Here is a 24,770-nt window from a genome sequence, read left to right as displayed (position 1 = left end):
TCTGAAAATAAAGCTATGCGCGTTTTGCATCCAGGGCGGTGACGTTGCTGTCGCCCCGGCTGCCAAACATCTGTTCTTTCAACAAACCCAGCTGATCGCGAACCTGGGCGGCTTTCTCGAACTCCAGGTTTTTGGCGTGTTCCAGCATGAGTTTTTCCAAGCGTTTGATTTCCTTGGACAAGTTCTTTTCGCTGACGGGGGCTTGCTCCAGTGCTTTGTCGGCTTTTCTGGCCTTGGAAGCGTTTGGATCGAAAACCCCGTCAATGAGTTCCTTGACTTGTTTGTTAACGCCCCGGGGCGTGATGCCGTTGTCCAGGTTGAACTGAATCTGCTTGTCACGCCGCCTTTGGGTTTCCGAAATCGCCAAATTCATGGAATCGGTCACTTTGTCGGCGTACAGGATGGCTTTTCCGTTCAAATTGCGCGCAGCGCGGCCAATGGTCTGAATCAGGCTGCGTTCGCTGCGCAGGAACCCTTCCTTGTCGGCATCCAGAATGGCCACCAAGGAAACCTCAGGAATATCAAGGCCTTCCCGAAGCAAGTTAATGCCTACCAGCACATCAAACTCGCCCAATCGCAGGTCACGGATGATCTCAACCCGCTCCACGGTGTCGATGTCCGAGTGCAGATAACGCACCTTCACCCCGTTGTCGCTGAGGTAATCCGTCAGGTCTTCGGCCATGCGTTTGGTCAGGGTGGTGACCAGAACCCGGTCGCCAGCCTTGGTCCGTTCATGAATTTCGCTTAACAAATCATCTACTTGGGATGTTGCGGGTCGAACTTCGATGATTGGGTCGATCAGGCCCGTGGGGCGCACCAATTGCTCCACCACCTGCCCGGCATGTTCTTTTTCATAGGTGGAGGGGGTGGCCGACACAAAGATGGTTTGACGCATCTTGGCCTCGAACTCCTCGAACTTCAGCGGTCGGTTGTCCATGGCTGAGGGCAAGCGGAACCCGAAGCTGACCAGCGTTTCCTTGCGGGACCGGTCGCCCCGGTACATCGCGCCCAACTGGCCGATGGTCACGTGGCTTTCATCAATCACCAGCAGGGCATCCTTGGGCAGGTAATCGATGAGGGTAGGGGGTGGGTCCCCGGGGGCTGCGCCGCTCATGTGTCGGGAATAGTTTTCGATCCCCTTGCAAAACCCGAGTTCCTGCAGCATTTCCAGGTCGAAACGGGTGCGCTGCTCCAGCCGTTGGGCCTCTACCAGCTTGCCTTCCTTCACGAAAAAGTCCACTTGCTGGCGCAACTCTTCCTTGATGGTTTCAATGGCCCGCAACACCGTGGTTCTGGGCGTGACGTAATGGCTGCTTGGGTAAATCGTGAAGCGCGGTATTTTTTGCCGGATTTTCCCGGTCAGGGGGTCGAACAGTTGAATGCCGTCGATTTCATCGTCGAACAGGTCGATGCGTACGGCCAACTCGGAATGTTCGGCAGGGTACACGTCAATCGTGTCGCCCCTCACCCGAAAGGTACCCCGAGTGAAGTCCAGGTCGTTGCGCTTGTACTGCATGGCAATCAGGCGCTTGAGGATGTCCCTCTGGCTGAATTTGTCTCCGTGCCGCAACTGGAGAATCATGGCGTGGTAGTCGCTGGGGTCGCCAATGCCGTAGATGCAGCTCACGGTGCCCACGATAATGGTGTCGCGCCGCTCCAGCAGGCTCTTGGTGGCCGACAAGCGCATTTGCTCAATGTGCTCGTTGATGGAGCTGTCCTTTTCAATGAACAGGTCCCGGCTGGGCACGTAGGCCTCTGGCTGGTAGTAATCGTAGTAGCTGACGAAGTATTCCACCGCGTTCTTGGGGAAAAACTCCCGCATTTCTGCGTACAACTGGGCCGCCAGCGTCTTGTTGGGGGCCAGAATGAGGGCAGGGCGGCCAGTGCGGGCAATCACATTGGCCATGGTGTAGGTTTTGCCGGACCCGGTCACACCCAGCAGGGTCTGAAAGAATTCCCCGTCCTGCACACCCTCAACCAGCTTGCCAATGGCAGCAGGCTGGTCCCCAGCGGGGGGGTAGGGTTGGTACAGCTGGAAGGGGCTGTCGGGGAACTGGACGAAACCTTGGGTCATGCTCTTGTTTGGTTGTTGGCTTGCCACATGTCAGCAAATGCCTGCTCGGTGCGTTGTTAATTGGGGTAGGCAGGCCGTTGCGCTTCCTTTAAAATCAGGCTTTTGCGCGGTTGCGGTGTTGCAGCTTGAACAAAACCGAAACGCTACGGGCCGAACGTCACCAATTTGTGATAGGCCAATCGCGCATTATGGTCTGAAATAGAATTTATTTCCAGACTTGACTTTTCCAATTTCCACTTGTCATAGACACAAATCATGCTTTCAAAACGCGCACTTACGATCAAACCCTCTCCCACACTGGCTGTAACAGCCAAGGCCGCACAACTGAAGGCCGAAGGCAAAGACATCATTGGCTTGGGTGTGGGTGAACCCGACTTCGACACGCCACAGCACATCAAGGACGCTGCCAAGAAGGCCATCGACGCTGGTTTCACCAAGTACACCAACGTGGGCGGTACACCTGGTCTGAAGAACGCGGTGATCACCAAACTGAAGCGTGACAACGGCTTGGACTACAAGCCCAATGAAGTGGTTGTGGGCGTGGGTGGCAAGCAATGTATTTTTAACCTGGCCCTGGCCACCATTGATGAGGGCGATGAGGTCATTATTCCAGCACCCTTTTGGGTGAGCTATGCGGACATTATTGAAATCGCGGGCGGCACGCCAGTGATTGTGTTCGCTGGTATTGAGCAGGGCTTCAAAATCACCCCAGCCCAATTGGAAGCGGCCATTACCCCCGCCACCAAGATGTTCATGATCAACAGCCCCAGCAACCCGACCGGCGCTGTGTACACGCTGGAAGAGCTGAAGGCGCTGGGCGAAGTGCTGCTCAAGCACCCCAAAATTTTGGTGGCCACTGATGACATGTACGAGCACATCAACCTGAATGATTCCAAATTTGTGAATATTCTGAATGCGTGCCCTGAACTGAAAGACCGCACCATCGTGCTGAACGGCGTGTCCAAGGCCTACAGCATGACTGGCTGGCGTATTGGTTTTGCCGCTGGCCCAGCCAAGCTGATCGACACCATGACCAACCTGCAAAGCCAGTCCACGTCCAACCCCACCTCCATTTCCCAAGTGGCAGCCGAAGTGGCGTTGACCGGCGACCAGGAATGCCTCAAGCCCATGGTGAAGGCTTTCCGCGAGCGCAATGAGTTTGTGTACAACGCGCTGAATGCTTGCCCCACCATCAGCTCGTTGAAAGCTGAAGGCGCTTTCTACGCGTTTGTGGATGCGCGCAAGGCCATCACCAAACTGGCTGCTGAAGGCAAAATCAAAGCCGCCAACGACATTGAACTGACTGCGTACCTGTTGGATGCTGGTGTGGCTGTGGTGCCCGGTTCTGCATTTGGTGCTGAAGGTTACTTCCGCATTTCCATTGCCACATCGATGGAAAACCTGGAAAAAGCCTGTGACCGCATCACCAAAGCTCTGGGCTAAGGCCTGTTGCGCAAGGGTTTGAACGGGGTTGTATCGGTGCCTGAAACTTTTTTGCAAAAAAGTGCCCGATTGGGTGTGAAACCCGGTGTTTGCACTTGCGGAAAATTTTTTCGCTGATATAATCTCGGCTCTTTCCCCGATAGCTCAGTCGGTAGAGCGACGGACTGTTAATCCGCAGGTCCCTGGTTCGAGTCCAGGTCGGGGAGCCAAATACAGAAGCGCAAAGCCCAGGAACACTCTAGTTCCTGGGCTTTTTTGCTTTTTGGTTCTCCTGAACTTGAAAGTCTAGAAGTTCAAAAACTGGCCTTTGCCGGAAATCTGCCGGAATGTAACCATCGAACGAAGCGATTTCGATTTCGACTTTAAAGGTGATTGCATTTATGGCTTATATCAGTCAACGAGGTGATTTTTGGAGGGTAGAAGTTCGACGTAAAGGTCACAAGCCCATTTACCGGACTTTTGATACAAGAAAGCAGGCCCAGCAGTGGGCGAGCAAGGTCGAGCTGGAGATTCAATCAGGCGCATATATAGATAATTCACTGGCTGAAAAAATGACCTTTAGGGATGCCCTGCAAAAGTACCTTGATGAAATTGTTCCAGAGAAGAGGCATCCATATCAAGAGGAACGACGCGTCAGGAGATGGATGGAGCATGATTTAGCTCACAGGATGCTTGCCAGTTTGAGAGGTGTGGATTTCGCAAAATATCGGGATCAGAGGCGGATGGACGGTAGGGCCGAAAACACCATTCGCCTTGAGTTGCAGTTGATTTCTCATCTCTATGAAATGGCAAGAAAGGAATGGGGTATGGAGGCACTAATAAACCCCCTAAACAGCATAAGAAAGCCCTCGGGTAGTTCGGCCCGAGATAGGCGTTTGATGCCTGGTGAGTATGACCGCATCAAAGATGAATTATCAGTATCAAGAAACCCTTTTGTTGTCCCTGCGTTTGATTTGGCGATTGAGACGGGCCTTCGCCAAGGTACTTTGTTTAGTTTGCAGTGGGAATGGGTGGATCTTGATAAAAGGTTAGTTACTTTCCCCAATTCTGTGCTGAACATAAAAAATAAGGGCGTACCGCCAATCCTGCCACTGTCGATTAAGGCTTCTCAGGTTATGGAGGGCCTTCTATTGAAGCGTCGGGAAATTGATGAAAACGATGGTTGGCATGAAGTCTTGCCCACCACTGCCAATGCGGTCATTTGTGTTTGGAAGGAGGCTTTGAAGCGGTTGGGTATTGCTGATCTCAGGTGGCATGATCTTAGGCATGAGGCAACGTCTAGGCTTTTCGAAAAAGGTTTGCATCCACTTGAGGTGGCGAGTATCACGGGTCACCGAAGTATGCAGATGTTGAAAAGGTACACTCATTTGCAACCATCAGACCTTTTATTAAAGTTGGGATAGTTGGCATGAACTTTTCCTGATGGTCTCAAATTAAGCCGTCTCCGACCAGGCATCCTAGAGCAGGTCGGGACGGTGAAGTTTTAATTGGATTGCTGACCCGCCTTCATAATTTTGTCGGCACAAGCGAAAATCTTGCGAATGGACTGGTCGGTGATGGGCTCAGAACCAAGCCAACCTTGGATATAGGCCCTGGAAGATTCCTGGCCAGGTGTCCCTAGAATAGAAGTCACAATGTATGCAACGGCCTCGGCTTCCACCTCCGCGATGTTTCGGGGGGTTAGCTCACTGTCGGCGCAATCAGCCTCTGTGGTGTGACCCAAAAGAACGTGGGCCATTTCATGGATGGCTGTTTTTAAGGGGAAAGCCGCCACTGGGTTCACCGCGATTTTTCGAGCCGTGGCGTAGCCTTGGCAATTGCCGTTCATCATTTCAAAATCAACTTTTTCCACATCCAAAAACTCAAGGGCGCAGCTCAAGTTCCAAGCGGGCAGGGCGGGGAATTCCGCCTCATTACCTTCGGTCTGGCTCAACACGAACCAATGGGGCTTCAAAGCAAAGAAAGTACGGCTCTTTTCCTCGGTTTTGCCTTGCTCGGTTTCCGCTTCAATTTTTTTGGTCAAGGGCATAAAAAGACTGATTGCCTTCTGGCCTTTTTGAACCATCCGTCCTTTTTCTTTCCATGAATTAAAGCTCGCCAGTGGGGAAACCTGTAAACCACGCTCCAAGCACTGCTTGAACGCAAGCGCCTGGTTCAGGATTGAAAAGTTGTGAAACGCCTTGTAAGCCGTGCTCAGTTGGCCTGGCTGGGTAAGTGCCTGAGTTAACAAGGCTTGAAAATCCACTGTGTCTTTCTTGAAATTTGCTTTTTGGTGTGCCTCGGAGGGTGCGGGGGGAAAACCCGCTTGGGTTTTGGCTTTTTGAGTTGTAGTGGTGCTTGCGTTCATCATGTTTTCCTCACTTTGTCGTACAAAATTTGCTCTTCGGAGCCGCCTCACCGATGAACAAAAGTGAGGCCAGAGGAAACATCAAGGTCCTGAGCGCAAGTCGCAGTCTCGCAAGGCGAGAACCGAGTGAGCACAGGCCAAAGGGCAACCTTGAGGGAGAGGAGGGCGGAACGCTGAATCGGGGAAAAGGGGCGGCTTAGAGGGGCAAATGTACGAAAGGAAAACTGATGTAGCCACCTCACTGGAAATGAATAAAGCGGTTTACCTATATGTTTTTCACAATAGGCTTGCACCAGCCGGAGAAATACTGTAATGTAATTTTTATTCGTACTGTACTGTAATATTATGAATAATTCTCGAATTCAATACAAAGACGTTGAAGCCGCCATCGCCGCCCTGCTAGCAGACGGTCAGAAAGTGACCAATGACACCATCCTCGCCAAGTTGGGCAGGGGCTCGAAAAGTACCATCCACAAACATTTTCGCGCCTGGCAAGAATCCCAGCCTCAGCCCAAGGCAGAGGAGCGCAAACTACCCGAGTCGATTTTCAAGGCCATCGTTAAAGAAATTGATGAGGTAGAGACCAGAGCAGTTGCCACGCTGAAAGCAGAACTGGCAGAAGTTCAGCACAACGCCGACGAACTCGCGAGCGCAGGCGAACAGTTGGAGGAGCGAGTACTCGACCTAGAGACTCAACTGTCAACAGTCAACGAAGAAAAAGCCAAGCTCTCGGCCGTACTTGAAGAAAAAGAGAACGGCATCAAAAAACTCGAAGCTGACAAATTGACCCTACAAACCGCAATCGACAGGCTGACAACAGACCTGGCCAAGGCAGAACTGAAGCTGGAAGGTTTTGGTGAACTCAAAGCCGAACACAAAGAAACACTAGCGAAGCTCCAAGCCGCGTTAATTGAGGCAGCAGAGCTCCGTGGGAAAAACCAGCCCAAAAAAGCATAAAAAGAGCCAGCACAATGACCGCGCTGATTTTTAGCCTTGCACCATCGCAAGTAACCATCGCGATGGATACCCTCGTAACTGACACCGAAGGCACCCCCATCGGATACACATCAAAGTTTTTCCCCTTGATGCATTTGGGTGGGATCATGTGTGTAACTGGTTTATCTAATCTGGCAACAGATTGGCACACCAGGCTGATGCGATTCGTAGCAAAAGACATTCATCATCTTGATGAATTCACAACGGAGCAGCTACAAGGAATTTGGTCCCAATACGAAGACCAAGTTTCCTTTACATCCACGGTGTACCACTTCGGTTTCAGCCAACAGGAAAACCAGTACCTTGGCTATGCGTATCGGTCAGCAAATGAATTCACCTCAGAACGACTGCCTTACGCAATGGGCATCAAGCCCCCGATTCAGGATGTGCAGATTGAGACCCTCCCTGATTTTATCGACACCATGCAAAGGCAGCGAAATATCGAGGACTCCAAATCCAGCGGTGAACGCCTTTACATAGGCGGAGAAATTCAACTCGCAGTACTGGAAAATCGCTGCATGAGTCTTGCCACGGTTCACCGCTGGGAAGACTACGAAGAAATGTACACCACCATGTGTCGCCAATTCCCCATTGCATAAGCCACCCTCGGCCAGCAGCTCAGCCGCCACGGGCGGGACAAGCAATTTTCAGCCACGGGTGCAACGCACCCCAAGCTGAAAAGTCTTGCGCAGTCCCCTGAGCATCGTCCACCCCAGTGGACCCAGCGAAGGGCAGGGGGGAGCCAAAAACAATTTTTGCGCCCACGCAAAAAAGGGTCCCCAGACCCGTTTGGTTTTGGGGGGCTTGCCCCGCCCGTGTGCGCCTTGCGGCGCATCACCCCCCGTTGCTGGGTGAGACAAAGACCGCGGTCGGGCAAGCAAAGCGAGCCTGGCCGACTGGTCGTCTTGTCGAATCCGCCGCGCAAGCAAGGACGAGCAAATGCAGATCCCGTTCACGGGTCCTCGCATGCTGCGAAGCCCACGGAACGGGGGGTGATGCGCCGCAAGGCGCACACGGGCCAATGTTTGATGAGCGAACAGCCCCTAGGCTGAAGTGCAGACTTGCCCTGCCGTCCAGGCTGGGTGGGGCTTTCAAGCCACATCTGCGCGACGCGCAATAAAAGTCATCTCGCTTTTCGGCGACGCCGCTCGAGGATTATTTTCGATGACCATCCGAGCCCGAAATGAGCCATCGACAAAATTCGACATAGTTACTTTTATTGTCGGGCATAATCAAGGGCATCCAAGTTTATTTTCCCATTAGAGATTATGAGTGGAGTATTGATCCGCCGACCCAGAACCATTCAAATTTACCTGCCCTCTGGTGACCCTTCTGGGATTCGCCAAGCTGAGCTAACTACTTCTATTGTGAGGGTATTTGAGGTTCCCAGAAATCAGGTTTCTGAGTTTTTGTCTATGCCTGAATCTTCCCAAGTGGGACTGTACTTTTTGGTGGGCGGTGAAGACCTCTCAGAACTGTACATCGGCCAGTCGGGCAATGTAGGTCACCGTCTTGGTCAGCACAATAAGGATTCCAATAAAGAATGGGACCGCGCCCTGGTGGTGGTCTCATTGACTCAAAACCTTACTCAGACCCATGTCCTGTATCTTGAGTCCGTCAGTATTGAAAAGGCTAAACGGTATGAACGATATAAACTGATAAACGGGAACTCTGGTTCGTTACCGCACACCCCCAAGCCTTTACAGGCGGATTGTGAAGACATCCACGAAACCGCTGCGTTGTTGCTGACCACGTTGGGATATCCCATTTTCGAACCGCTGATTGCGGATGAAAAGCGAAGCGATGCTGAAAAGCTCTTTTGTACGCGAGCGGGTACGAAAGGGGAGGGGTACTACACAAATGAAGGGATGGTGGTTTTGAAAGGGTCTGAGGGCCGTCTGCACCCAGGCGGAAAGATTCGGGATGACATTGTTCGAGCTCGTGACCGTTTAATTGATGCAGGGGTGATGAGTGTTGAAGGGGAAAGGACCGTCATGCTAAAGGACCACTTGTTCAAGACACCGAGTGCTGCTTCTTGTGCATTGCTTGCCGCTGCTTCAAACGGATGGATTGACTGGAAAACCTCTAGTGGTCGAACCTTGAGTGATATTGAACGAACGGAATAGACAATAAATACCGTATATACGAAATATAAAGTATTAAAATGATGTGTACATCTGCGTTACAAAATCTTCTGCATTCCCTAAGTGAAAGCTCCAAGTTCGGATGTTTGGGCAATGGGTTACTTTTCAAGGCTTATGAAGGAATGATGTTGGCAGTGATTTGTTTGCCACTACGCTCACAGGATTCGTGAAGACCAGGGGAAAAAGTCGGTTGGCTTTAAAAAATCAAATTCAGAATTGCCATTAATATGGTTTTATGGATTTTGTTATCAGTAACATTAAATAGAAAACTACAAGAGAGACACGGTTGCATATGCCCTCAAAGCAGACAGTAAATAAGTTAGATAGGGAGCCCGCTCCTATATTAGCGAGACCTTTGTTGAAGTGGGCGGGCGGGAAAGGGCAGCTGCTAGATAAAATCCTGCCCAAATTTCCTAAGACCTACAACAAGTACATTGAGCCATTCTTTGGGGGAGGCGCTGTGTTTTTTGGACTGGCGCCAGAACACAGCCTTATCGCTGATAGCAATCCTGAATTGATTAACCTTTACCGATGTATCGCCGAAAATCCAGAAGGGGTCATGCATTTTTTGAAGGGTTTTCAGAACTCAAAAGAAGCTTTCTATGAGATGAGGGCGTTGGACCCAACTAACTTGGACCCGCTACATGCGGCGGCGCGTACCATTTATCTGAATAAAACCTGTTTCAACGGCCTCTACCCTACTCTCTGTCCTTCAATAGTCACTCGAACGGCTCGATTGTCATGCGGATTGGAGTCCTCCAAGTAAAGGATGGCCTCTGTCACATACTCGGCGCCGTCCTCTGAGCGACCGCCACTGATGGCACAGCATGCACTCCTCCACAATGGCCCTGGTGGTGTGCCAGTCATTTGAGGCCGCATTCCAGCGAATTATCTCGTCGGGTGTGGTGTACGCCTCCCACACCCGTTCAATCGGGGCTCGTACGTTCGTCTCGACGGTGAGTTGCATAGCGGCTCTCTCCAGTTTGGTGGCAGCGGGTTGTTCACTGCCATTTGCGGGGTGAACTGCAGATATTACCGTGCAAAGGCCTATTGTGACGTAGGCAGAAAGCGACACGGGCGGCGCTTACCAGGCGCTGCGACCATCCTTCTGTGTTGCATTCCGCGTCCCGCTGTCATGCCTATGTCATACCGACGATCTACCATCCTTTCATGATCGATCTGTAGATCAAAGTAACTTATTGATTGCATAGTCGAAACAAACATGCCGGAAGGAGCCGCAGTTTGCCCTCCCGATTATTCGTTGGAAGACCTAGGAGCATCACCATGTTTGCAGAGCAGCAACGCGAATATCTCGACAAGGGATATACGAAGATTGAAAGCTTTTTCTCCGCGGAGGAAGTAGCGAAGATTCTTGAAGACGTCAAGCAAATTGAATTGGGAGCTATTGGCGTAGCTTCGGACAATGAGACTTACCAGTTCGAAAAGAAGAATGGCGAGACGACGAAGCTACTGCGTCGCGTCGAGAATCCTCACCTTTATTTCGATGCAATAGATTCTTTGGTCAGGTCGGAAAAAGTCGTCGATTTGCTTCGGCATTTCCTGGGCGAAAACATCCGTTTGCACAATAGCAAAATCAACTTCAAGCCGCCATCAGGCGCGCCAGTCCAGTGGCATCAGGACTGGGCATTCTATCCCCACACAAACGATGATTTTCTTACTCTCGGAATTTTCCTCGACGAGACAAGTGAGAAAAATGGCGCGATGGCATGCTTGCCAGGCTCCCACAAAGGAAAAGTGTACGACCACCGGAACGTCGAGACGGGCGAGTTTTGCCACGCGATCTCTCGCTCCAACTGGGACGAAGCGCTCGACCCGACAGAAGGGGAGTTACTAACGGGACCCGTAGGAACTGTCACGTTGCATCACGTCCGGACCCTTCATGGTTCAGGCCCAAACCACTCAACGATCAGGCGGCGTTTTCTGCTCATCGGCTATGCCGCGGCTGATGCTTGGCCACTTCTGGGCTGTGGCAACTATGGGGATTATGAAAGCCTCATGGTCTCTGGCCGATCCACCGTATTCCCGCGCATGGTGGAACTCCCTTTGACTATCCCGTATCCGTTGTCGATGTACGGTGATCGCATCTTTGAAAGTCAACGAGCTTTGACTCAAAAGTACTACTGAAGTCTTTAACTCACTGAGGTCATAATGCAAGTTTTTACTCTGTTTTCGAAATTCAAGAAGGCGTTAACGCGCGCCATTCTTGCCTTTATCGCCACAATCATAGTGTGCACACCCGCGCAGGCAGCTGAGGTTGTCAATGGGAAACTTCACCTGCGTTTTGCAATTGCGCCGGTGCGTCCAACGCCTAGCCAGACCATCAAAGAGTTTGAGCCGATATTCAAGTATCTCGCCGACCAGCTCGGCGCGACCTATGAAATCGTCTCCCCGGAAAGCTGGGCGGCAATATCTGTGGCAATGACAAATGGCCATGTCGATGTGGGCTGGCTCGGACCCTGGGGCTATGTCTTGTCGAATAAAAAGGCCGGCACCGAAGTGCTTGCAACGGTCAAGTACCGCGGGGAGCCGTTCTACAAAGCCCTCATTGTCGGTCGCGCCGATCTGCCGATCAAAAAATGGCCCGAGGACGCGAAGGGTTTGAAGCTGTCACTCAGTGATCAGGGCAACACTTCTGGCTGGCTCATCCCGATGGCGTACTTCAAGAGCATCGGCATCGACCCTAAGAGCTATTTTGAATATCGTGAAGGTGCCACGTTTGGCCAGAACGAATCACAGATTCAGCACGGACTGATCGACCTCGGATCCGATATGGATCGGGGCCGGAACGGGATGATCGAAGCGGGTCAAATCGATCCTTCGAAGTCCAAGATCGTGTGGGAATCCAGCAAGCTGCCGAACGACGCGATATCCGTGCCGAAGGATTTTGATCCTGCTCTGAAAGCGCGCATCACGGAAATACTGACGTCCTTGTCCGAAGAGAAAGCACAGTCGCTGATGGGCTCGGGCTATAACGGCTTCGTGAAGGCAAAGCACAGCGATTACAAGGTAATCGAAGACGCCGGCCGCATCCTGGGAAAACTGTAAAGCACGAGGGGTCCGTTCTTGGATGAGGGCAGCGGACGACAAGGTGGACTGACGCACGCCAGCTCCTTGTCTCCGCTGCACGAACATACGGGCGCGCATCGCAATACCACAGAGGATGAACCAATGAATCAGCGAATCGAAGAAGTCATGCTGGCTAATGTCAAGAGGGACGTAGCCAGGAGAAAGCGGCATTTTGCAACGTCGGTCGTAGTACTCAGTTTGCTGGCAGTGGCCTGGTACGTGTGTCAGATAGAATTCCAGAAGCTAGGCGCCGGTTTACCGAGACTATGGTCATTCGTCGTGCAGATGTTTCCACCCGACCTGAGCGACCTGGACGTCATTCTAAAAGGGGCTGGCGAGACGCTCGCCATGGCGACGATTGGCACGATATTCGCCACAATCATTGCATTTCCGCTGGCACTCATGGCTGCGCGTAATACCTGTCCGAACAAGTGGACCTATCGGGTATCCCGCGCCATCCTGAACGCCAGCCGCGGCACGGAGACATTTGTCTTTGCACTTGTATTTGTAGCAGCAGTGGGCTTCGGTCCGTTCTCCGGCGTACTGGCCATTACTTTCCACATGGTAGGGGCAATCGGCAAAATGTTTGCTGAAGCCATCGAGCCCGTTGACCAAGGGCCGTTGGATGCGCTCGCCTTGACCGGTGCCAGCAGGGCAAAGATTATCCGCTACGGTCTGATCCCGGATGTTATGCCGCACCTGATCGCGAGCGTTCTATACATTTGGGAATTCAGTGTCAGAACGTCCACAGTACTGGGCATCGTAGGCGCAGGTGGAATTGGGCAGACCCTGAAAGATACTGTGGACTTGTTGGAATTCAACAAGATGATTACGGTACTGGCGGTTGTATTGCTGATGGTGTCGGCAATCGATTTCATCAGTGACCGGCTCAGGTACTTGATATTGGACACAAAACGCGAGGGATTCGAAACTCTCCCTGCGAATAACTGATTGCTTCACGTATTACTGGAAGGGAGGTTCGCAATGAAAGATGTAGCGTTGCAGTTAAAGAATGTCGGTAAGTCATACGGCAATAAAGTTGTCCTGGAATCGATTGACTTCGAAGTACGTCACGGCTCAATGGTTGCCTTGCTCGGCACAAGCGGGGCAGGGAAGTCGACGCTTTTCCGATGTCTCACTGGCCTTGAGCCGATTGACTCCGGTTCTATCGTGGCGCTCGGAGAATCCATACATGAACTGTCTCCGGCGCGTCTGCGGGCAGTACGTGGCCAGATCGGGTTCGTGTTCCAACAACTGCACCTGGTGAAAAGGTTCTCAGCACTCGAGAATGTATTGGGTGCGCGTCTGGCAGAGATGCCCATTTGGCGCGTCACATTGAAAAGCTTCAGCCGGGCTGACAAAGTGCTCGCGTTCGAATGTCTGGACCGGGTCGGCATGCTCGATTATGCAAACACGCCTACGCAACTGCTGTCAGGCGGTCAGCAACAGCGTATTGCGATAGCGCGAGCCTTGGCGCAGAAGCCCAAGATTATTATTGCGGACGAACCCGTCTCCAGCCTCGATCCGCTGACGGCGCGCTCGGTTCTGCAAACGCTGAAAGCCGCGGCTACAGATCTTAATGTCGCGGTCCTGTGCAGCTTGCACCAGGTAGACCTGGCACTTGAAGTGTCTGATCGAGTCGTGGGATTGCGGGATGGGCGAATCAGTTTGAATATGGCTAACCAACCGAATGATCAAGGCATGATGCAAAAGATACGATCCATTTATCAGCAGCGTGCCGTACACAGCGACAGAGACGAGCCGTTGCAGCGGCATGTCGCGTAGTTCGTTCCTCAGAGGTCCCATGAAACCAAGAATCGTAACAACGCATCGAATCCACCCCGACACGCTGGCCCTCCTTGAGACCGCCGCTGAAGTAATTTCCAATCAGTCCGATTCAACCATGTCGCGGGAAGAGGTACTGTTGCGCACCAATGATGCGGACGCGATGATGGTGTTTATGCCGGATAGCATAGATGCGGATTTCCTATCCGCGTGCCCCAATCTGAAGGTCATCGGCGCCGCGCTTAAAGGATATGACAACTTTGATGTCGAGGCATGTACCCGCCATGGGATTTGGTTTACGATTGTTCCTGATTTGCTTACGATTCCCACAGCTGAACTAACGATTGGCCTGTTGCTGAGCATCACACGGAATATGCTGCAAGGTGATAATTACATTCGATCACGCCAGTTCAATGGTTGGACCCCGCGGTTTTATGGCACAGGTTTGACGGGTAAAACCGCCGGCATCATTGGGATGGGAGCGGTCGGGCGGGCGGTCGCAAAGCGGCTGGCCGCCTTCGATATGCAAATTCAGTACACGGATCCGCAGCCTTTGCCGCAAGAGTCGGAAAGGGCGTGGAATGCAAGCAGAACATCGCTGGACCAGCTATTGGCGACAAGCGATTTCATCATTCCCATGCTGCCGATGTCGTCAGATACCCACCACACCATAAATGCTCGGGCATTAGACCGCATGAAGCCCGGTGCGTACCTCGTCAATGCCTGTCGCGGCTCCATCGTAGATGAGCGGGCCGTGGTGCATGCGCTTCGGACGGGGCATCTGGGCGGTTACGCCGCAGACGTCTTCGAGATGGAGGAATGGGCGCGTCCCGACAGGCCGCATTCTATTCCTGACGAATTGCTTGATCCTGCTTTACCCACATTCTTTACGCCTCACCTGGGTTCGGCGGTCAAATCGGTACGGATGGAAATCGAGCGTGAAGCCGCCCTCAGTATCCTCGAAGCGTTGCAAGGGCGCATTCCACGCGGAGCGGTCAACCATGTTGGAGCGGGGAGATGACTGAGTGATCAATCTCGATCACGTTGAGAGTTTTCTGGCCGTAGCCGCAGCCGGAGGCTTCCGCGACGCCGCAAAACAACTCGACATTTCGCAGTCGACGGTGACGCAGCATATCAAGCAGCTTGAAGAGTCGCTTAAGACGGAAGTAATCGTGCGAAGCAATGCCGGTTGCAGTTTGACAGCCGAGGGTGAAACTTTTTTGCCGTATGCGCAACAGCTTGTCAACCTGGCGTGTAAAGCCGGAACTCTATTTGAAAAGAAAGATGAAATCACGATTGGGGCGAGTTCTAACACGGGCATATACTTGCTTCAGCCATATATAAAAAAGTTTAAAGAGCGAACGCCATTTTCGGTCAAGGTGGTCATCGATAGAAACGAGGCGATAGCGCGGACCATAGAGAATTACGACGTGGACATCGCTGTCGTCGAAAGATGGGACGAGCGCCCGGGATTCGCTGCCAAGCTGTGGCGACGAGAAGAGCTGGTACTCATCGTACCGCTGGGGCATCCGTGGGCGGGCATGCGGAGTGTTGGGCCGAACCAGCTTGAAAACCAAGTCTTGATCGGAGGCGAGGCGGGCTCGGGCACCGGACGGGTCCTTCGGCGGTATCTTGGTACACGGGCAAATACGCTGGGGTTTTCCTTGCAACTGGGCAGTACCGCCGCTGTAAAAAGCGCTGTGCAGGCAGGACTGGGGATATCAGTCGTGATGAAAGCGTCCGTCGCGAACGAGTCCCGACTTGTCTTGTTTTCAACGGTTCCCTTTGAGGGCGATCCGCCCCGGAAGGAGATCTACATCGTGTTTCGGAATGGCATGCTGAAGCATCCGTCCATCGCTGCTTTCGTCGACATACTTTTGAGCCGTCCGCACTGAATTGGCTTGTGGAGCTCGGCTTGTAACGCCGCCGACCCTGGGCGCCGAAGTTCGGGCTGTCGCGTCGCCACGCCGATTCTTGCCACGGCAGCTTCGGCTACGGCGGAGTGATAGATATGGGCTAGGACAATCGGCATAGGGGGCAGCTCTTCTGAGCCGCACCCCTGCCACACCACCCGGCATGCGGGTCCGCACCGGGCGGTTCGAGAAGTTGAGGTTATGAGAGGCGAGGCAGACCCAGGTTATCGAACCACGCGATCGTCAGCACACTATTCAGGAGTTTGCCACTGTTGCGCCACCAGCGACGGCTGTTGGCCGCCACGCGGTGTGCCACTGTGACGCTGGCTCCCAAGGCTCGCAGTTCTCGGAACATGGTGGCGCCGCGTTTCCACTGTTTGAGCTGGATTGCCCGTAACCGGTGACGTATCCATTCATCCAGCGTTTGCCAGAGTCTTTGGGATTGCGCCAGCCGGAAGTAGCCCTTCCAACCCAACATGTAGGCACGCAACCTGCCTTCGCTCGCGCCTCTGCATTCGCGACGCCTGCAAGCATCGGCAGCAGGGCCACGTTGTCGGTGACATCGAGAAACGGAATCAGGTACGGCGATTGGAAGACAAAACCAATTTTGTCGCGCCGCAATGGAAGAGGAAAGTTGAGGAAGTGGTTAATGAAAAAGCAGAAACTCTTTAGTTTTACGAGAAATGCCGTCTGTGATTACAGACTTGAAAAATGCCAGTAAATAGTATATACAGTTAATATCATAATAATGGTATTAATCATGGCTGTTGGCAAATCAAAAATGACATTGCAGGTCAAAAAGAGAACATCTTCCGAAGGGCTCTTGGACGAAGAAATCGAGGCGTTTGGTAACCAGGCGGAAACTGAGGTAAAGAAGCCTGTACCGAAATCAAAAGTGATTCAAGCGCCCGTGAAAAAAGTCGTTCGGGATAGCTTTTCAATGCCTGAAGATGACTACTCTTTGATAGCCGTCATGCGGAGTAGGGCTTTGAAAAATGAGTTGGCTGTCACGAAGGCAGAGGTCATTCGGGCAGGACTTCAAGTTTTGAATGCCCTGAGCGACTCAGAACTTTCTAAAGCACTCCGTGCTCTTGAAAAAGTCAAAACTGGACGGCCAAAGGTCTGATGGATTGGTGTTGTCTTTGTCCTGGGTCTAATCTTTACAAAAGGCCCATTTTGTTAAGAATTGAGGTTGACGATGACCAGTTCCACTGACTTTGCACTTGAAATACAAGAGTCGCCCAAACGGCGAAATGTAAAGAATGAGAAGCCAGATACCCTAGATGTCCACGAACGCCAGGGAAAAGATTTCCTCACCGCTGGCGAAATGGATATGGTTTTGAAGGCTTCACGCAAAGGCAAGTTTGGTAGCCGCGACCATTGCATGTTCTTATTGATGTATCGGCACGGCTTAAGGGTTTCTGAACTTATCGGAATGCGTCGTTCAGATGTGAGTCTTGATGAAGCTCGTGTTTTTGTTCGCAGAAAAAAAGACGGCTTATCAACATCTCAGCCCCTGGATGGAGAAGAAATTAGGGCACTGAGAGCCTATTTGCGGACCCGTTCTGATGATATGCCCTGGCTTTTTATCAGCATGCGACGTGCCCCATTTACCAGACAAGCATTGAACTACCTTGTCTCTCAGGTCGGAGAGAGGGCGGGTTTTGCTGGACTTCATCCACACATGTTCCGTCATTCTTGTGGTCATGCGTTAGCTAACAAAGGCACGGACACCAGGCTTTTACAAGACTGGCTTGGTCACCGCGATATTCGACACACTGCGCATTACACCAGGACATCGGCAAAGCGGTTCGAAGGAATTTGGGGCTGAGTTAGAAATGATTGGTGACTCGAATGGCACATCTTGATGAACAGTTGGTGGAGCAATGGTTAAACAAAAACAAATTCTTCACCATTCAGGGTCTAAAGTCTGGGAATGACGAAATAGATTTTTTGGCCATCAGATTGTTGGACGATGGCGGGGTCGAATACAAGCATGTCGAGGTTCAGGTCAGTTTTCGGCCGATTGGATTTGTTTGTGGGTTGCCTTTGGCAACTAAAGAACAAGTGGATGTCCAGGCAGGGGTTGATGCTTGGATTCACAAAAAATTTCTTAGCCCGAGGAAGGTTCAGTTGCGCGAGATGTACGCGCCTAGAAATGCGAAATGGGAGTTTGTCCTTGTTCACGGAGAGATGAAGCACTCGATTGAAAGTGAAATCTTTCAGAAATCAATCATTCAATTGGTCCCGTATAAATCGGTGTTGTCCGAGTTATCCAGTGAAGTCGCTCATGTGACCTCCTCACCCGCAAATGGCATTCTCGAAATTTTGAGATACGTTGCTAACAGAAACGGAAAGTAGCGTTGCACTTTATCAATTAGGCCAGTCTGCAATTGTCGTGAAATGAAGCTTTGAGTGATGGCGCTCGGGGTCAATCAACACACTTTGGCCGCGAACGTTCACCTTCCTGATACTCAGGATGATTTTTTCAAGCCGTTTCTTAAATTTGAGGTCTGGACAAATCCATACGACAGCATCCACTTCGCCTTGCTTCAGACTTTGAAGGTAGGTGGAAAGTATGGCTTCGTACCTTTTGATGGTTTTGAAACTTCGTTCGAATTCAATCGCACACCTGTTACCACTTGGTGATGTGAACAAGGCATCTGGTCTTTTTCCGTCTTTGGTCGAAGCCTTGAGTCTATTGCCGTCAGTCCAGTTGGTCCACCCGCTTTTTTCGGCAAGTAAGCGTATTTTCTGAATACCGATGTGATGGTGAGCGGTCGTTTCAGCGATGCGAGAGGGGTCAAAATAGTTTTGGTTAGGCGCCTCATCCGCATCTGGGTCAAAAGCGCAAATCTGACCGTGATTTGTGATTCCCCACACTGTTTTTTTCCCGCCGAGGCTCTCCAGGTGGTGCCTTTTAATAAGGTCCTGTTTTTCCATTCTGGACAGCGTTTGATGAATAGTTTGCCTGGCCTTCACATTAGCAACCTCCCTGAGGACTTCTGAGGTACTCCAAATTTGGTCGCGTAAGAAGCGCAGAATTTTATGTTCCTTTTCTTCTTTTCGAGCCATGCGTTCACTGGGTGATGCAATAAGGTTTTGTTGTTGGGTCATCAAATCAGGTCCGCCGCTTTTGCAATTGCAACTACATGTGGAGTTGCCTGGTAAATGGTTGGTTTGCTGTTGCTGTGTGGAACAGGTGATGTGCTGAAAGCCTTTGCCTCAGCGCCAATAAAAAGAACGCCACAAGACACGGTTTTCCCATCTGTATAGTCAGTTGGCATTGGTAAATTGGTTAGAACATTGGCTGGAATTGTGGGCTCGTAGACCTCGCGCCAACTACCTGTGCCCTGGTTGGTGAGTTCGTGTGGCTGCTTGCCTGTAACTTCATCAAAGCGCTTTTCTTGCACGGTCATCCGAGACAATTCATCGGCATAACCGACTTCAGGAATTCGAAAAATCATTTTGATGGCTGTGTTGGTCAAAACGGCGCTTTTTGCTGATTCCTCATTTAGTGTTGGATTGTCTGCTAGGTCGCCTATGGCTTGGAATGCCAGGAGGCAGTGGCAATTCGAACTTCGCATGACCCCAAGCGCTGTGAGAGCTGCAGGAGAGAGCATATATTTAAACTCATCAAGAACTACCGCAACAGAACGCTCCTTGTTCTCACGATCTTCGATGATTTGCATTATGCGCAGTAAAAGAAGTCTCTGAGCCATCCATACAGATTCGCTGCTAGAGCTACACTCAATATAAATTACAGCACCTGCTTGAATTTTTATTTCAAGGTCGGGGCCTTCGGCAGTCATAAAAACTTTTGAGCGTTCCAATTTTCGGAGTTTGCGAAGGAAATTTTCTTCTTCACAAACTACTGGGTCCGCATGTGCTTTTCCAATGATGCTTGCTAGTGAGTCGATTCCTTGGTCTGCCAAGGTGTAGGCGCAATCTTCTTCCCTGCCTTTATAGTAATCACCATCACTGCCTTTGGAACGCAACTCAAATGCTGCAATCAGGAGATCGGCGGACCTAGCAGCGGTCGTTTTGGCAAAGGGATTTACTTGTGGTATGGGCTTTTTGAGATTGAGGTAAACGAATTCTCGGCCGCTGGCCTTTGCTTCTTCAAGAAGGATAGATTTCGCGTGGGAATCGCCTTTTGGGTCAAAGAAAATGACCGTCTTTTTCATTCTGATGAACTGTTTTCCCATCAAAGACAGAGACACACCTTTTCCTGCTCCAGTGCTACCCATGATTTGGAAATGGGTCTCGTCGATTTTGCGCCATGGGACATAAATCGGAAGGCGGTTTATATCGATCCCGATGAAAAGACCTTTTGCTGTATTGATGAATTGATTGGGGTCAAACTGTGGTGATTTTTTAAGCGCATCCAGTAGGGATTGCGTTTTTGGCCCTAGCCCCTGTCTCACCACGCTGGGTATCAGGAAAACAGTGATTGCCAGGCTACAAAAAATTCCAAATATCAAGCCTATGGCCTGTGCCGTATGCGTACTGGATGTGGCTGTCCAGTACGCATCAATCGCTTTCCAAAACAGTGTGTGTGCGGAGAATCCTGCAAATGTTGGATGTGGGTGAATTCCAAAAGCCAAAACATAGCCTGCAATGGCAAGCCCCGTGGTGGAGAGTACGACGAATCCACTGAGCCAAAAAATAGGGTAAATCGACGTTGCACAAATCCGAACCAGATTTGAGACCTTGGGCCACGTTGGTTTTTCAAATTCGCGAAGTCGGCTCTGACTGAGTACCATCGTGACAATCAACATCGTCAATCCAGACCATACCAGGGGATGAAAGATGTTAATGGTGTTTGAAATCAGCCATTCAGAACCCTGAAAAGCGCGGTTGGCGATATTGGTCATCATGGGTTCAAGCATGGCGAGAAAACCTATAGTCAGAAGTAGGAAAGCGAAGAGGCGAAACATGGTTGTGAGACCTCAATCGAAGCTCTAGGGCTTTTCTCGCTCCTTCCGCGATTGTTTGTATCTCGTTTGCGGAAATTGATTCAGACCGCTCAAGTTTTTTGAATATGCTAAGCAAATCTGAAAGGTTCTCCGTTGATTCCATGCAGTAGTGCGATTGATTTGTCATATATGATGCCTTCATGAGCTACGTTTAAAATTTGGTGGCTAATTTCTAGGTTCCCCTAGACGTTGGGTCAGCTTTTGCTTGTTCTTGGCAAGAGACTTTTCGCCTTCCTTAGGGCTAACTCCGCAAGTTCTTTATTCGGTGTGTGGGCAAGCCTTGAGGGATTGCTTGCAATATCTCTCTCTATCTGGTTGTTGCGTTGTTCTGCTAGCTTCACCCCTGCCACTGGTTCAAATTCACGTTTTTGAAATTTGTGGATCAAACCTCTGAACCATTGAAGGTTTGTTTTCTTTATGGTTTTTGTTTGAATTGCTGCGCTAAGTTCGTCAAGGAGTTGTTGCGCAGCAACAGCTGGAATGCTAGTGAGCATTTTTTGTATGCTCGATTTTTCGATTTGCGATAGTTCGGGTGGGTATATGAGTGGTGGTAGTAGTGATGGATCATGTGGTGGTTCTAGGGGTGTCAGGTAAGTGACCGGCTCCCCCATGCCTACATCTGTCACCCTCTCCCCTGGCATTTGCTTCTCGTTTTTCGGGTAGGGTGTCAAATTGTCACGGTTCACTGAAACCGAAAGCATCAGGCGGTAACTGTTTGAGGTCTGCCGTCCATTTCCTTTAAACCGAGATTCTTTGGACAGCAATTTCATGCTGATTAACTTTCCAATTGTCCTTTGAGCGGTCCGGGTTGATATATTGCATTTCTTGGCGATCAACCTCATTCCTGGCCAACAAATTCCGAGATCATCGGCACAGTCTGCGAGGGCAAGGAGCAAGAGCTTTTCGGATGGCGCTAGCTGGATGTTCCAAGCCCAGTTCATTGCCTTTATGCTCATTTTTTCAGTCCTCTGAGCGGGGTCTGCCGATTTTCGACGATTGCTTAGTTGCAGGCTCTGGTGTACGACTCTGTTCGAGCCAGGCTTTGATGTCCCTGACGAACCATAAAGCACGACGTTTTTTCGGAAATGCCGTGGCAGGTAATTCCCCTCTGTAGGCCATCTGACTGATTGCATTTTCAGATGTGCATAACAGCTCCGCCAGTTCTGACCTGTTGATTATTGAGTCAGCTGCAAGTTGATTAAAAATAATTCTGAAATCTTGGGTCATTTCGATCACTCTGGTTTTTTAAAAATGCTAAGTTATTGATCGGAAGGCTATTCCCGATTGTTCTTGTTTACTAGGGCCAGTTTTTGAAAGGTGAGTTATGAACCGTGGGAAAAACAGAGGTAGGAGATTAAATCCTGCGTTAGTTCGCTTCGCTTCGATTTTGATAACCGAAGCGCGTGAATTGACCGGCCTGTCTTTGGCAAAATTAGATGAGGCTTTAGATTTGTCAACAGGCCAGTCAAAGCGTTACTCAAGCCCTTACGTTACAGACAAAGGGCGTGCGCCTCAGGCTGCAGCAATTCAACGCCTTGAGGATCGAGTCGCTGCGCTTTTAAAGCGACCAAACCATAAACTGTTCGTTTTTAAGATGGAACACGAAGAGGAACAGTCGGCGAGGCCGCTAAATCCGTTCGGGTTCTCCTTGGATGAAGTAATTGGAATCCCCGAGTCGGAGATGAATCTTAGGTTTGCAGATTCAATTGAACTGAGGATTGGGTATGAATACGAGTGGCCCGACTACCGTAGACTTCGAGCCACGAATTACAGACACGTAGATGAGACTGGAGTCTATTCGCTTTTTGATATTTGGAGCTGGCAATACGGGATATTTTGGGATCTAACCGACCCTTGTCCCCTCCGAACGAAGTTTTCTATTCCTACAGAAGTTCCTTCTACTGAGGCGATTAGGAACATTTACGAGTTTGCTCGTGCAGAGCGAATTAAAGTTTTGGAGGGAAGGCCTGACTCATTTTTCGCAAAGTATCCAGACCTAGTTATTAAGCCAAATCGCGTGTTTTTTGGACCGAATTCTCAAGCTGAAGACCGGTTTAAGGTTTAAATTGACCAATCTGGATGCAAGGCATGCGCAAGTACTAAACTTTTTGAATTGTGATTACATTATCCCTTCAATTTTTGTAAGTTCAAATCTGCCGGAAATCTGCCGGAAACCCTGAGAGATTTAGAGTTAATTCGAGAGATTAAAGAGTGCGTAAGCTGCTGTTACGTAAGAACAAATTGTGTTATGGTTTAGGGGCTTTGTTCGACTGTTAATCCGCAGGTCCCTGGTTCGAGTCCAGGTCGGGGAGCCAAACACAAAAAGGCCCGCAGCAATGCGGGCCTTTTTCTTTTTCCGTACGAGCTTCTCTCTGAAAAAAATTTGAACCAGGTTGAGCGTCAGGCGGGCGCGGAGCAACCGCTGTCGCCTACTTGCGCAATCAGAACGAAGCAGCTAGTTTGGTCGACCGATGGTGTTAGGCCGCCTTTTTACTGGCTTTCTTCGACGATTGAATGACGACATCGTAATCAGCCATGTTGAAGTGGCTCAGTCGTTTTTTCAAGGTGGCCAGTGACCATGGCCAGGCTGCGAAGTTGCGGCCGTTTTCGTCGAGGTAGTAGCTTCTGCATCCGCCTGCATTGAACACGGTGCCCTTCAGGTGTTTTTGCACTTTCTGGTTGTGGGCATCCAGCACGTCGGGTTTGATGGTGAGCTTGCTGATCGATTTGTTTTTGATCAATTTCAGGCCATCAATGATGTAGTCCAGTTGCGTTTCGGCCAGGCCGATGAACGAGTCATAGACCAACACATTGGGGCCCAGTACAAGGAATGCATTGGGCACATCGCGCAGTGTTGCGCCCAGGTAGGCTTCTGGCGAGCTTTTTTTCCACAAGTCGGCAATTCGCTGGCCCTTGGCATTGATCACTTTTTTGCCAATGGGTGGGTGCGACACGTTGAAGCCGGTTCCCCAGATGATCACATCCACTTCATGCTGTTCGCCGTTGGCAGAAATGACGGTGTTGCCGTCGATTTGTGTCAACCCATGGGGAATCAGTCGGGTGTTGCTGGCTTGCAGGGCAGGGTAGTAGTTGTTGGCAAACAGGATGCGTTTGCAACCCAAGGTGAAGTCGGGTGTAACTGCTTCTCGCAGGGCTTTGTCTTTGATTTGTACTTTCAGCAGTTGTTTGGCCGCAGTGCTGACTGGTTCAAGCACGCTGGGGTTTCGCAGGCCAAAGTTAATCACATTCAATGAGCCTGCCACGGCTTTGCGCCAGGTGCTTTGAATGACGGGCAATTTGTCCATCAGCAGTTTGCCCTTGGCACCCAGTTGCATGTCGGGTTTGGGCAGCACCCACGGGGCGGTGCGCTGAAACACAACGAGGCTTTTGACTTTGGGCTGAATCTGCGGAATGAACTGGATGGCGGAAGCACCAGTGCCGACCACGGCCACGCGTTTGCCGGTCAGGTCGATGTCGTGGTTCCAGCGGGCGGAGTGGAACATGTCGCCCTTGAAGGTATCGAGGCCGGGCAAGTTGGGAATTTGCGATTCGGTGATGGGGCCAGTGGCGAAGATCACTGTTCTGGCCAGGTACTGGCCCTTGCTGGTGTCCATGACCCAAAGGTGGCGTGTGTCGTCCCAAGCCGCCTGTTCCAGTTCGTTTTCAAATTCAATGAGCGGGGTGATGTTGAATTTGTCGCTCACGTCTTCAAGATATTCCAGAATTTCCGGTTGCAGCGCAAACAGACGGCTCCACTTGCTGCTGGGGGCAAATGAATAGGAATAAAGGGAAGAAGGCACATCGCATCCGCAGCCGGGGTAGGTGTTTTCACGCCAAGTACCACCCACTCGCTTCGCTTTCTCAATGATTTTGAAGTGATGGTAGCCTTCTTTCTTCAATTTGATGGCTGCTGCAATACCGGATATTCCGGCACCGACAATGAAGGTGTCATAAACGGTGTCGCTGGAATGAATTGTATTTTTTTGGGCGGGCATGGTGTGT

At 50.9% G+C, this 24,770-nt stretch carries 24 protein-coding genes, 1 tRNA gene and 2 pseudogenes; 17 read left to right on the top strand and 10 right to left on the bottom strand.

What is annotated here, in order from left to right:
* Positions 1–13 precede the first annotated feature (13 nt).
* Complete coding sequence (uvrB, locus tag ACK4FF_RS06735) at positions 14–2,074, bottom strand: excinuclease ABC subunit UvrB (protein WP_409706292.1); 2,061 nt, start codon at positions 2,072–2,074, stop codon at positions 14–16.
* A 255-nt stretch (positions 2,075–2,329) separates the two neighbouring features.
* Between uvrB and ACK4FF_RS06730 the strand changes: the two genes are divergently transcribed.
* From ACK4FF_RS06730 to ACK4FF_RS06720, 3 genes are all read left to right on the top strand, one after another.
* Complete coding sequence (locus ACK4FF_RS06730; protein WP_409706289.1) at positions 2,330–3,517, top strand: pyridoxal phosphate-dependent aminotransferase; 1,188 nt, start codon at positions 2,330–2,332, stop codon at positions 3,515–3,517.
* A gap of 133 nt (positions 3,518–3,650) precedes the next feature.
* Positions 3,651–3,726 (top strand) — tRNA-Asn (locus ACK4FF_RS06725).
* 159 nt (positions 3,727–3,885) lie between these two features.
* The gene (locus ACK4FF_RS06720; protein WP_409706286.1) at positions 3,886–4,920 is read left to right on the top strand and encodes a tyrosine-type recombinase/integrase; all 1,035 of its coding nucleotides are present in this window, start codon (positions 3,886–3,888) and stop codon (positions 4,918–4,920) included.
* An 80-nt stretch (positions 4,921–5,000) separates the two neighbouring features.
* On the opposite strand, the gene ACK4FF_RS06715 is transcribed toward ACK4FF_RS06720, so the two are convergent.
* On the bottom strand, positions 5,001–5,867 hold the full coding sequence (locus tag ACK4FF_RS06715; protein WP_409706283.1) for an ArdC-like ssDNA-binding domain-containing protein: 867 nt from the start codon (positions 5,865–5,867) through the stop codon (positions 5,001–5,003).
* A gap of 342 nt (positions 5,868–6,209) precedes the next feature.
* On the opposite strand from ACK4FF_RS06715, the gene ACK4FF_RS06710 reads away from it, so the two are divergent.
* The 4 genes from ACK4FF_RS06710 (at position 6,210) to ACK4FF_RS06695 (ending at position 9,770) form a co-directional block, all read left to right on the top strand.
* Entirely contained in the window at positions 6,210–6,821 is a 612-nt protein-coding gene (locus ACK4FF_RS06710) for a DNA-binding protein (protein ID WP_409706280.1), read from the top strand.
* Between the two features lie 14 nt (positions 6,822–6,835).
* The gene (locus ACK4FF_RS06705; RefSeq protein ID WP_409706277.1) at positions 6,836–7,459 is read left to right on the top strand and encodes a hypothetical protein; all 624 of its coding nucleotides are present in this window, start codon (positions 6,836–6,838) and stop codon (positions 7,457–7,459) included.
* Between the two features lie 669 nt (positions 7,460–8,128).
* Positions 8,129–8,986: a GIY-YIG nuclease family protein gene (locus tag ACK4FF_RS06700; protein ID WP_409706274.1), complete on the top strand. Its 858-nt coding sequence runs from the start codon at positions 8,129–8,131 to the stop codon at positions 8,984–8,986.
* A gap of 310 nt (positions 8,987–9,296) precedes the next feature.
* Positions 9,297–9,770, top strand: a complete 474-nt coding sequence (locus ACK4FF_RS06695) for a Dam family site-specific DNA-(adenine-N6)-methyltransferase (protein ID WP_409706271.1) — start codon at positions 9,297–9,299, stop codon at positions 9,768–9,770.
* On the opposite strand, the gene ACK4FF_RS06690 is transcribed toward ACK4FF_RS06695, so the two are convergent.
* Positions 9,744–9,971 (bottom strand): SRPBCC domain-containing protein, encoded by a 228-nt coding sequence (locus tag ACK4FF_RS06690; RefSeq protein WP_409706268.1) that lies wholly within the window; start codon positions 9,969–9,971, stop codon positions 9,744–9,746. The genes ACK4FF_RS06695 and ACK4FF_RS06690 overlap by 27 nt on opposite strands.
* A gap of 317 nt (positions 9,972–10,288) precedes the next feature.
* Between ACK4FF_RS06690 and ACK4FF_RS06685 the strand changes: the two genes are divergently transcribed.
* From ACK4FF_RS06685 to ACK4FF_RS06660, 6 genes are all read left to right on the top strand, one after another.
* Positions 10,289–11,149 (top strand): phytanoyl-CoA dioxygenase family protein, encoded by an 861-nt coding sequence (locus ACK4FF_RS06685; protein WP_409706265.1) that lies wholly within the window; start codon positions 10,289–10,291, stop codon positions 11,147–11,149.
* Positions 11,150–11,173: 24 nt separating this feature from the next.
* A complete protein-coding gene (locus ACK4FF_RS06680; RefSeq protein WP_409706262.1) occupies positions 11,174–12,070 on the top strand; it encodes a phosphate/phosphite/phosphonate ABC transporter substrate-binding protein in 897 nt (298 codons plus the stop codon).
* 123 nt (positions 12,071–12,193) lie between these two features.
* Positions 12,194–13,042: a phosphonate ABC transporter, permease protein PhnE gene (gene phnE, locus ACK4FF_RS06675; protein WP_047219908.1), complete on the top strand. Its 849-nt coding sequence runs from the start codon at positions 12,194–12,196 to the stop codon at positions 13,040–13,042.
* A 33-nt stretch (positions 13,043–13,075) separates the two neighbouring features.
* On the top strand, positions 13,076–13,876 hold the full coding sequence (phnC, locus tag ACK4FF_RS06670; protein ID WP_041682765.1) for a phosphonate ABC transporter ATP-binding protein: 801 nt from the start codon (positions 13,076–13,078) through the stop codon (positions 13,874–13,876).
* Between the two features lie 19 nt (positions 13,877–13,895).
* The gene (locus tag ACK4FF_RS06665) at positions 13,896–14,897 is read left to right on the top strand and encodes a phosphonate dehydrogenase (protein ID WP_045952931.1); all 1,002 of its coding nucleotides are present in this window, start codon (positions 13,896–13,898) and stop codon (positions 14,895–14,897) included.
* A gap of 4 nt (positions 14,898–14,901) precedes the next feature.
* Positions 14,902–15,771, top strand: coding sequence for a LysR substrate-binding domain-containing protein (locus ACK4FF_RS06660; protein WP_409706257.1), 870 nt, complete (start codon positions 14,902–14,904; stop codon positions 15,769–15,771).
* 217 nt (positions 15,772–15,988) lie between these two features.
* On the opposite strand, the pseudogene ACK4FF_RS06655 reads toward ACK4FF_RS06660, so the two are convergent.
* Both ACK4FF_RS06655 and ACK4FF_RS06650 read right to left on the bottom strand, forming a co-directional pair.
* Positions 15,989–16,315: pseudogene (locus ACK4FF_RS06655) on the bottom strand (group II intron maturase-specific domain-containing protein); the annotation flags it as partial.
* Positions 16,282–16,410, bottom strand: a pseudogene (locus tag ACK4FF_RS06650) (ABC transporter ATP-binding protein); the annotation flags it as partial. The pseudogenes ACK4FF_RS06650 and ACK4FF_RS06655, both read right to left, overlap by 34 nt.
* A gap of 139 nt (positions 16,411–16,549) precedes the next feature.
* Between ACK4FF_RS06650 and ACK4FF_RS06645 the strand changes: the two are divergent.
* The 3 genes from ACK4FF_RS06645 (at position 16,550) to ACK4FF_RS06635 (ending at position 18,150) form a co-directional block, all read left to right on the top strand.
* Complete coding sequence (locus ACK4FF_RS06645; protein WP_409706254.1) at positions 16,550–16,915, top strand: hypothetical protein; 366 nt, start codon at positions 16,550–16,552, stop codon at positions 16,913–16,915.
* 72 nt (positions 16,916–16,987) lie between these two features.
* Positions 16,988–17,620, top strand: a complete 633-nt coding sequence (locus tag ACK4FF_RS06640; RefSeq protein WP_409706251.1) for a tyrosine-type recombinase/integrase — start codon at positions 16,988–16,990, stop codon at positions 17,618–17,620.
* A 23-nt stretch (positions 17,621–17,643) separates the two neighbouring features.
* Complete coding sequence (locus tag ACK4FF_RS06635) at positions 17,644–18,150, top strand: hypothetical protein (protein WP_409706248.1); 507 nt, start codon at positions 17,644–17,646, stop codon at positions 18,148–18,150.
* Positions 18,151–18,162: 12 nt separating this feature from the next.
* Here ACK4FF_RS06635 and mobC read toward each other — a convergent pair whose 3' ends face one another.
* The 4 genes from mobC to ACK4FF_RS06615 form a co-directional block, all read right to left on the bottom strand.
* Positions 18,163–18,906, bottom strand: coding sequence for a MobC family replication-relaxation protein (gene mobC, locus ACK4FF_RS06630; protein WP_409706245.1), 744 nt, complete (start codon positions 18,904–18,906; stop codon positions 18,163–18,165).
* On the bottom strand, positions 18,906–20,681 hold the full coding sequence (locus tag ACK4FF_RS06625) for a type IV secretory system conjugative DNA transfer family protein (protein ID WP_409706242.1): 1,776 nt from the start codon (positions 20,679–20,681) through the stop codon (positions 18,906–18,908). The genes mobC and ACK4FF_RS06625 overlap by 1 nt, the downstream gene beginning before the upstream one ends.
* 281 nt (positions 20,682–20,962) lie before the next feature.
* Positions 20,963–21,724 carry a helix-turn-helix domain-containing protein gene (locus ACK4FF_RS06620; RefSeq protein WP_409706239.1) on the bottom strand — a complete coding sequence of 254 codons (762 nt, stop codon included), beginning with the start codon at positions 21,722–21,724 and terminating at the stop codon, positions 20,963–20,965.
* A 4-nt stretch (positions 21,725–21,728) separates the two neighbouring features.
* Positions 21,729–21,995, bottom strand: coding sequence for a helix-turn-helix transcriptional regulator (locus ACK4FF_RS06615; protein WP_409706237.1), 267 nt, complete (start codon positions 21,993–21,995; stop codon positions 21,729–21,731).
* A gap of 97 nt (positions 21,996–22,092) precedes the next feature.
* Between ACK4FF_RS06615 and ACK4FF_RS06610 the strand changes: the two genes are divergently transcribed.
* A complete protein-coding gene (locus ACK4FF_RS06610; RefSeq protein ID WP_409706234.1) occupies positions 22,093–22,833 on the top strand; it encodes a hypothetical protein in 741 nt (246 codons plus the stop codon).
* Between the two features lie 412 nt (positions 22,834–23,245).
* Here ACK4FF_RS06610 and ACK4FF_RS06605 read toward each other — a convergent pair whose 3' ends face one another.
* The gene (locus ACK4FF_RS06605; protein WP_409706231.1) at positions 23,246–24,763 is read right to left on the bottom strand and encodes a flavin-containing monooxygenase; all 1,518 of its coding nucleotides are present in this window, start codon (positions 24,761–24,763) and stop codon (positions 23,246–23,248) included.
* Positions 24,764–24,770: the final 7 nt, after the last annotated feature.

Source organism: Limnobacter sp., assembly GCF_046297615.1.
In the GTDB taxonomy this organism is placed as follows: domain Bacteria; phylum Pseudomonadota; class Gammaproteobacteria; order Burkholderiales; family Burkholderiaceae_B; genus Limnobacter.
This window is presented reverse-complemented; position numbering and strand designations above follow the sequence as displayed.

Excerpts from the sequence above, each read along its gene's own strand:
- uvrB (WP_409706292.1), bottom strand. The coding sequence starts at position 2,074 with ATGACCCAAGGTTTCGTCCAGTTCCCCGACAGCCCCTTCCAGCTGTAC.
- ACK4FF_RS06730 (WP_409706289.1), top strand. The coding sequence starts at position 2,330 with ATGCTTTCAAAACGCGCACTTACGATCAAACCCTCTCCCACACTGGCT.
- ACK4FF_RS06715 (WP_409706283.1), bottom strand. The coding sequence starts at position 5,867 with ATGATGAACGCAAGCACCACTACAACTCAAAAAGCCAAAACCCAAGCG.
- ACK4FF_RS06710 (WP_409706280.1), top strand. The coding sequence starts at position 6,210 with ATGAATAATTCTCGAATTCAATACAAAGACGTTGAAGCCGCCATCGCC.
- ACK4FF_RS06705 (WP_409706277.1), top strand. The coding sequence starts at position 6,836 with ATGACCGCGCTGATTTTTAGCCTTGCACCATCGCAAGTAACCATCGCG.
- ACK4FF_RS06700 (WP_409706274.1), top strand. The coding sequence starts at position 8,129 with ATGAGTGGAGTATTGATCCGCCGACCCAGAACCATTCAAATTTACCTG.
- ACK4FF_RS06695 (WP_409706271.1), top strand. The coding sequence starts at position 9,297 with ATGCCCTCAAAGCAGACAGTAAATAAGTTAGATAGGGAGCCCGCTCCT.
- ACK4FF_RS06690 (WP_409706268.1), bottom strand. The coding sequence starts at position 9,971 with ATGCAACTCACCGTCGAGACGAACGTACGAGCCCCGATTGAACGGGTG.
- ACK4FF_RS06685 (WP_409706265.1), top strand. The coding sequence starts at position 10,289 with ATGTTTGCAGAGCAGCAACGCGAATATCTCGACAAGGGATATACGAAG.
- ACK4FF_RS06680 (WP_409706262.1), top strand. The coding sequence starts at position 11,174 with ATGCAAGTTTTTACTCTGTTTTCGAAATTCAAGAAGGCGTTAACGCGC.
- phnE (WP_047219908.1), top strand. The coding sequence starts at position 12,194 with ATGAATCAGCGAATCGAAGAAGTCATGCTGGCTAATGTCAAGAGGGAC.
- phnC (WP_041682765.1), top strand. The coding sequence starts at position 13,076 with ATGAAAGATGTAGCGTTGCAGTTAAAGAATGTCGGTAAGTCATACGGC.
- ACK4FF_RS06665 (WP_045952931.1), top strand. The coding sequence starts at position 13,896 with ATGAAACCAAGAATCGTAACAACGCATCGAATCCACCCCGACACGCTG.
- ACK4FF_RS06645 (WP_409706254.1), top strand. The coding sequence starts at position 16,550 with ATGGCTGTTGGCAAATCAAAAATGACATTGCAGGTCAAAAAGAGAACA.
- ACK4FF_RS06640 (WP_409706251.1), top strand. The coding sequence starts at position 16,988 with ATGACCAGTTCCACTGACTTTGCACTTGAAATACAAGAGTCGCCCAAA.
- ACK4FF_RS06635 (WP_409706248.1), top strand. The coding sequence starts at position 17,644 with ATGGCACATCTTGATGAACAGTTGGTGGAGCAATGGTTAAACAAAAAC.
- mobC (WP_409706245.1), bottom strand. The coding sequence starts at position 18,906 with ATGACCCAACAACAAAACCTTATTGCATCACCCAGTGAACGCATGGCT.
- ACK4FF_RS06625 (WP_409706242.1), bottom strand. The coding sequence starts at position 20,681 with ATGCTTGAACCCATGATGACCAATATCGCCAACCGCGCTTTTCAGGGT.
- ACK4FF_RS06620 (WP_409706239.1), bottom strand. The coding sequence starts at position 21,724 with ATGAGCATAAAGGCAATGAACTGGGCTTGGAACATCCAGCTAGCGCCA.
- ACK4FF_RS06615 (WP_409706237.1), bottom strand. The coding sequence starts at position 21,995 with ATGACCCAAGATTTCAGAATTATTTTTAATCAACTTGCAGCTGACTCA.
- ACK4FF_RS06610 (WP_409706234.1), top strand. The coding sequence starts at position 22,093 with ATGAACCGTGGGAAAAACAGAGGTAGGAGATTAAATCCTGCGTTAGTT.
- ACK4FF_RS06605 (WP_409706231.1), bottom strand. The coding sequence starts at position 24,763 with ATGCCCGCCCAAAAAAATACAATTCATTCCAGCGACACCGTTTATGAC.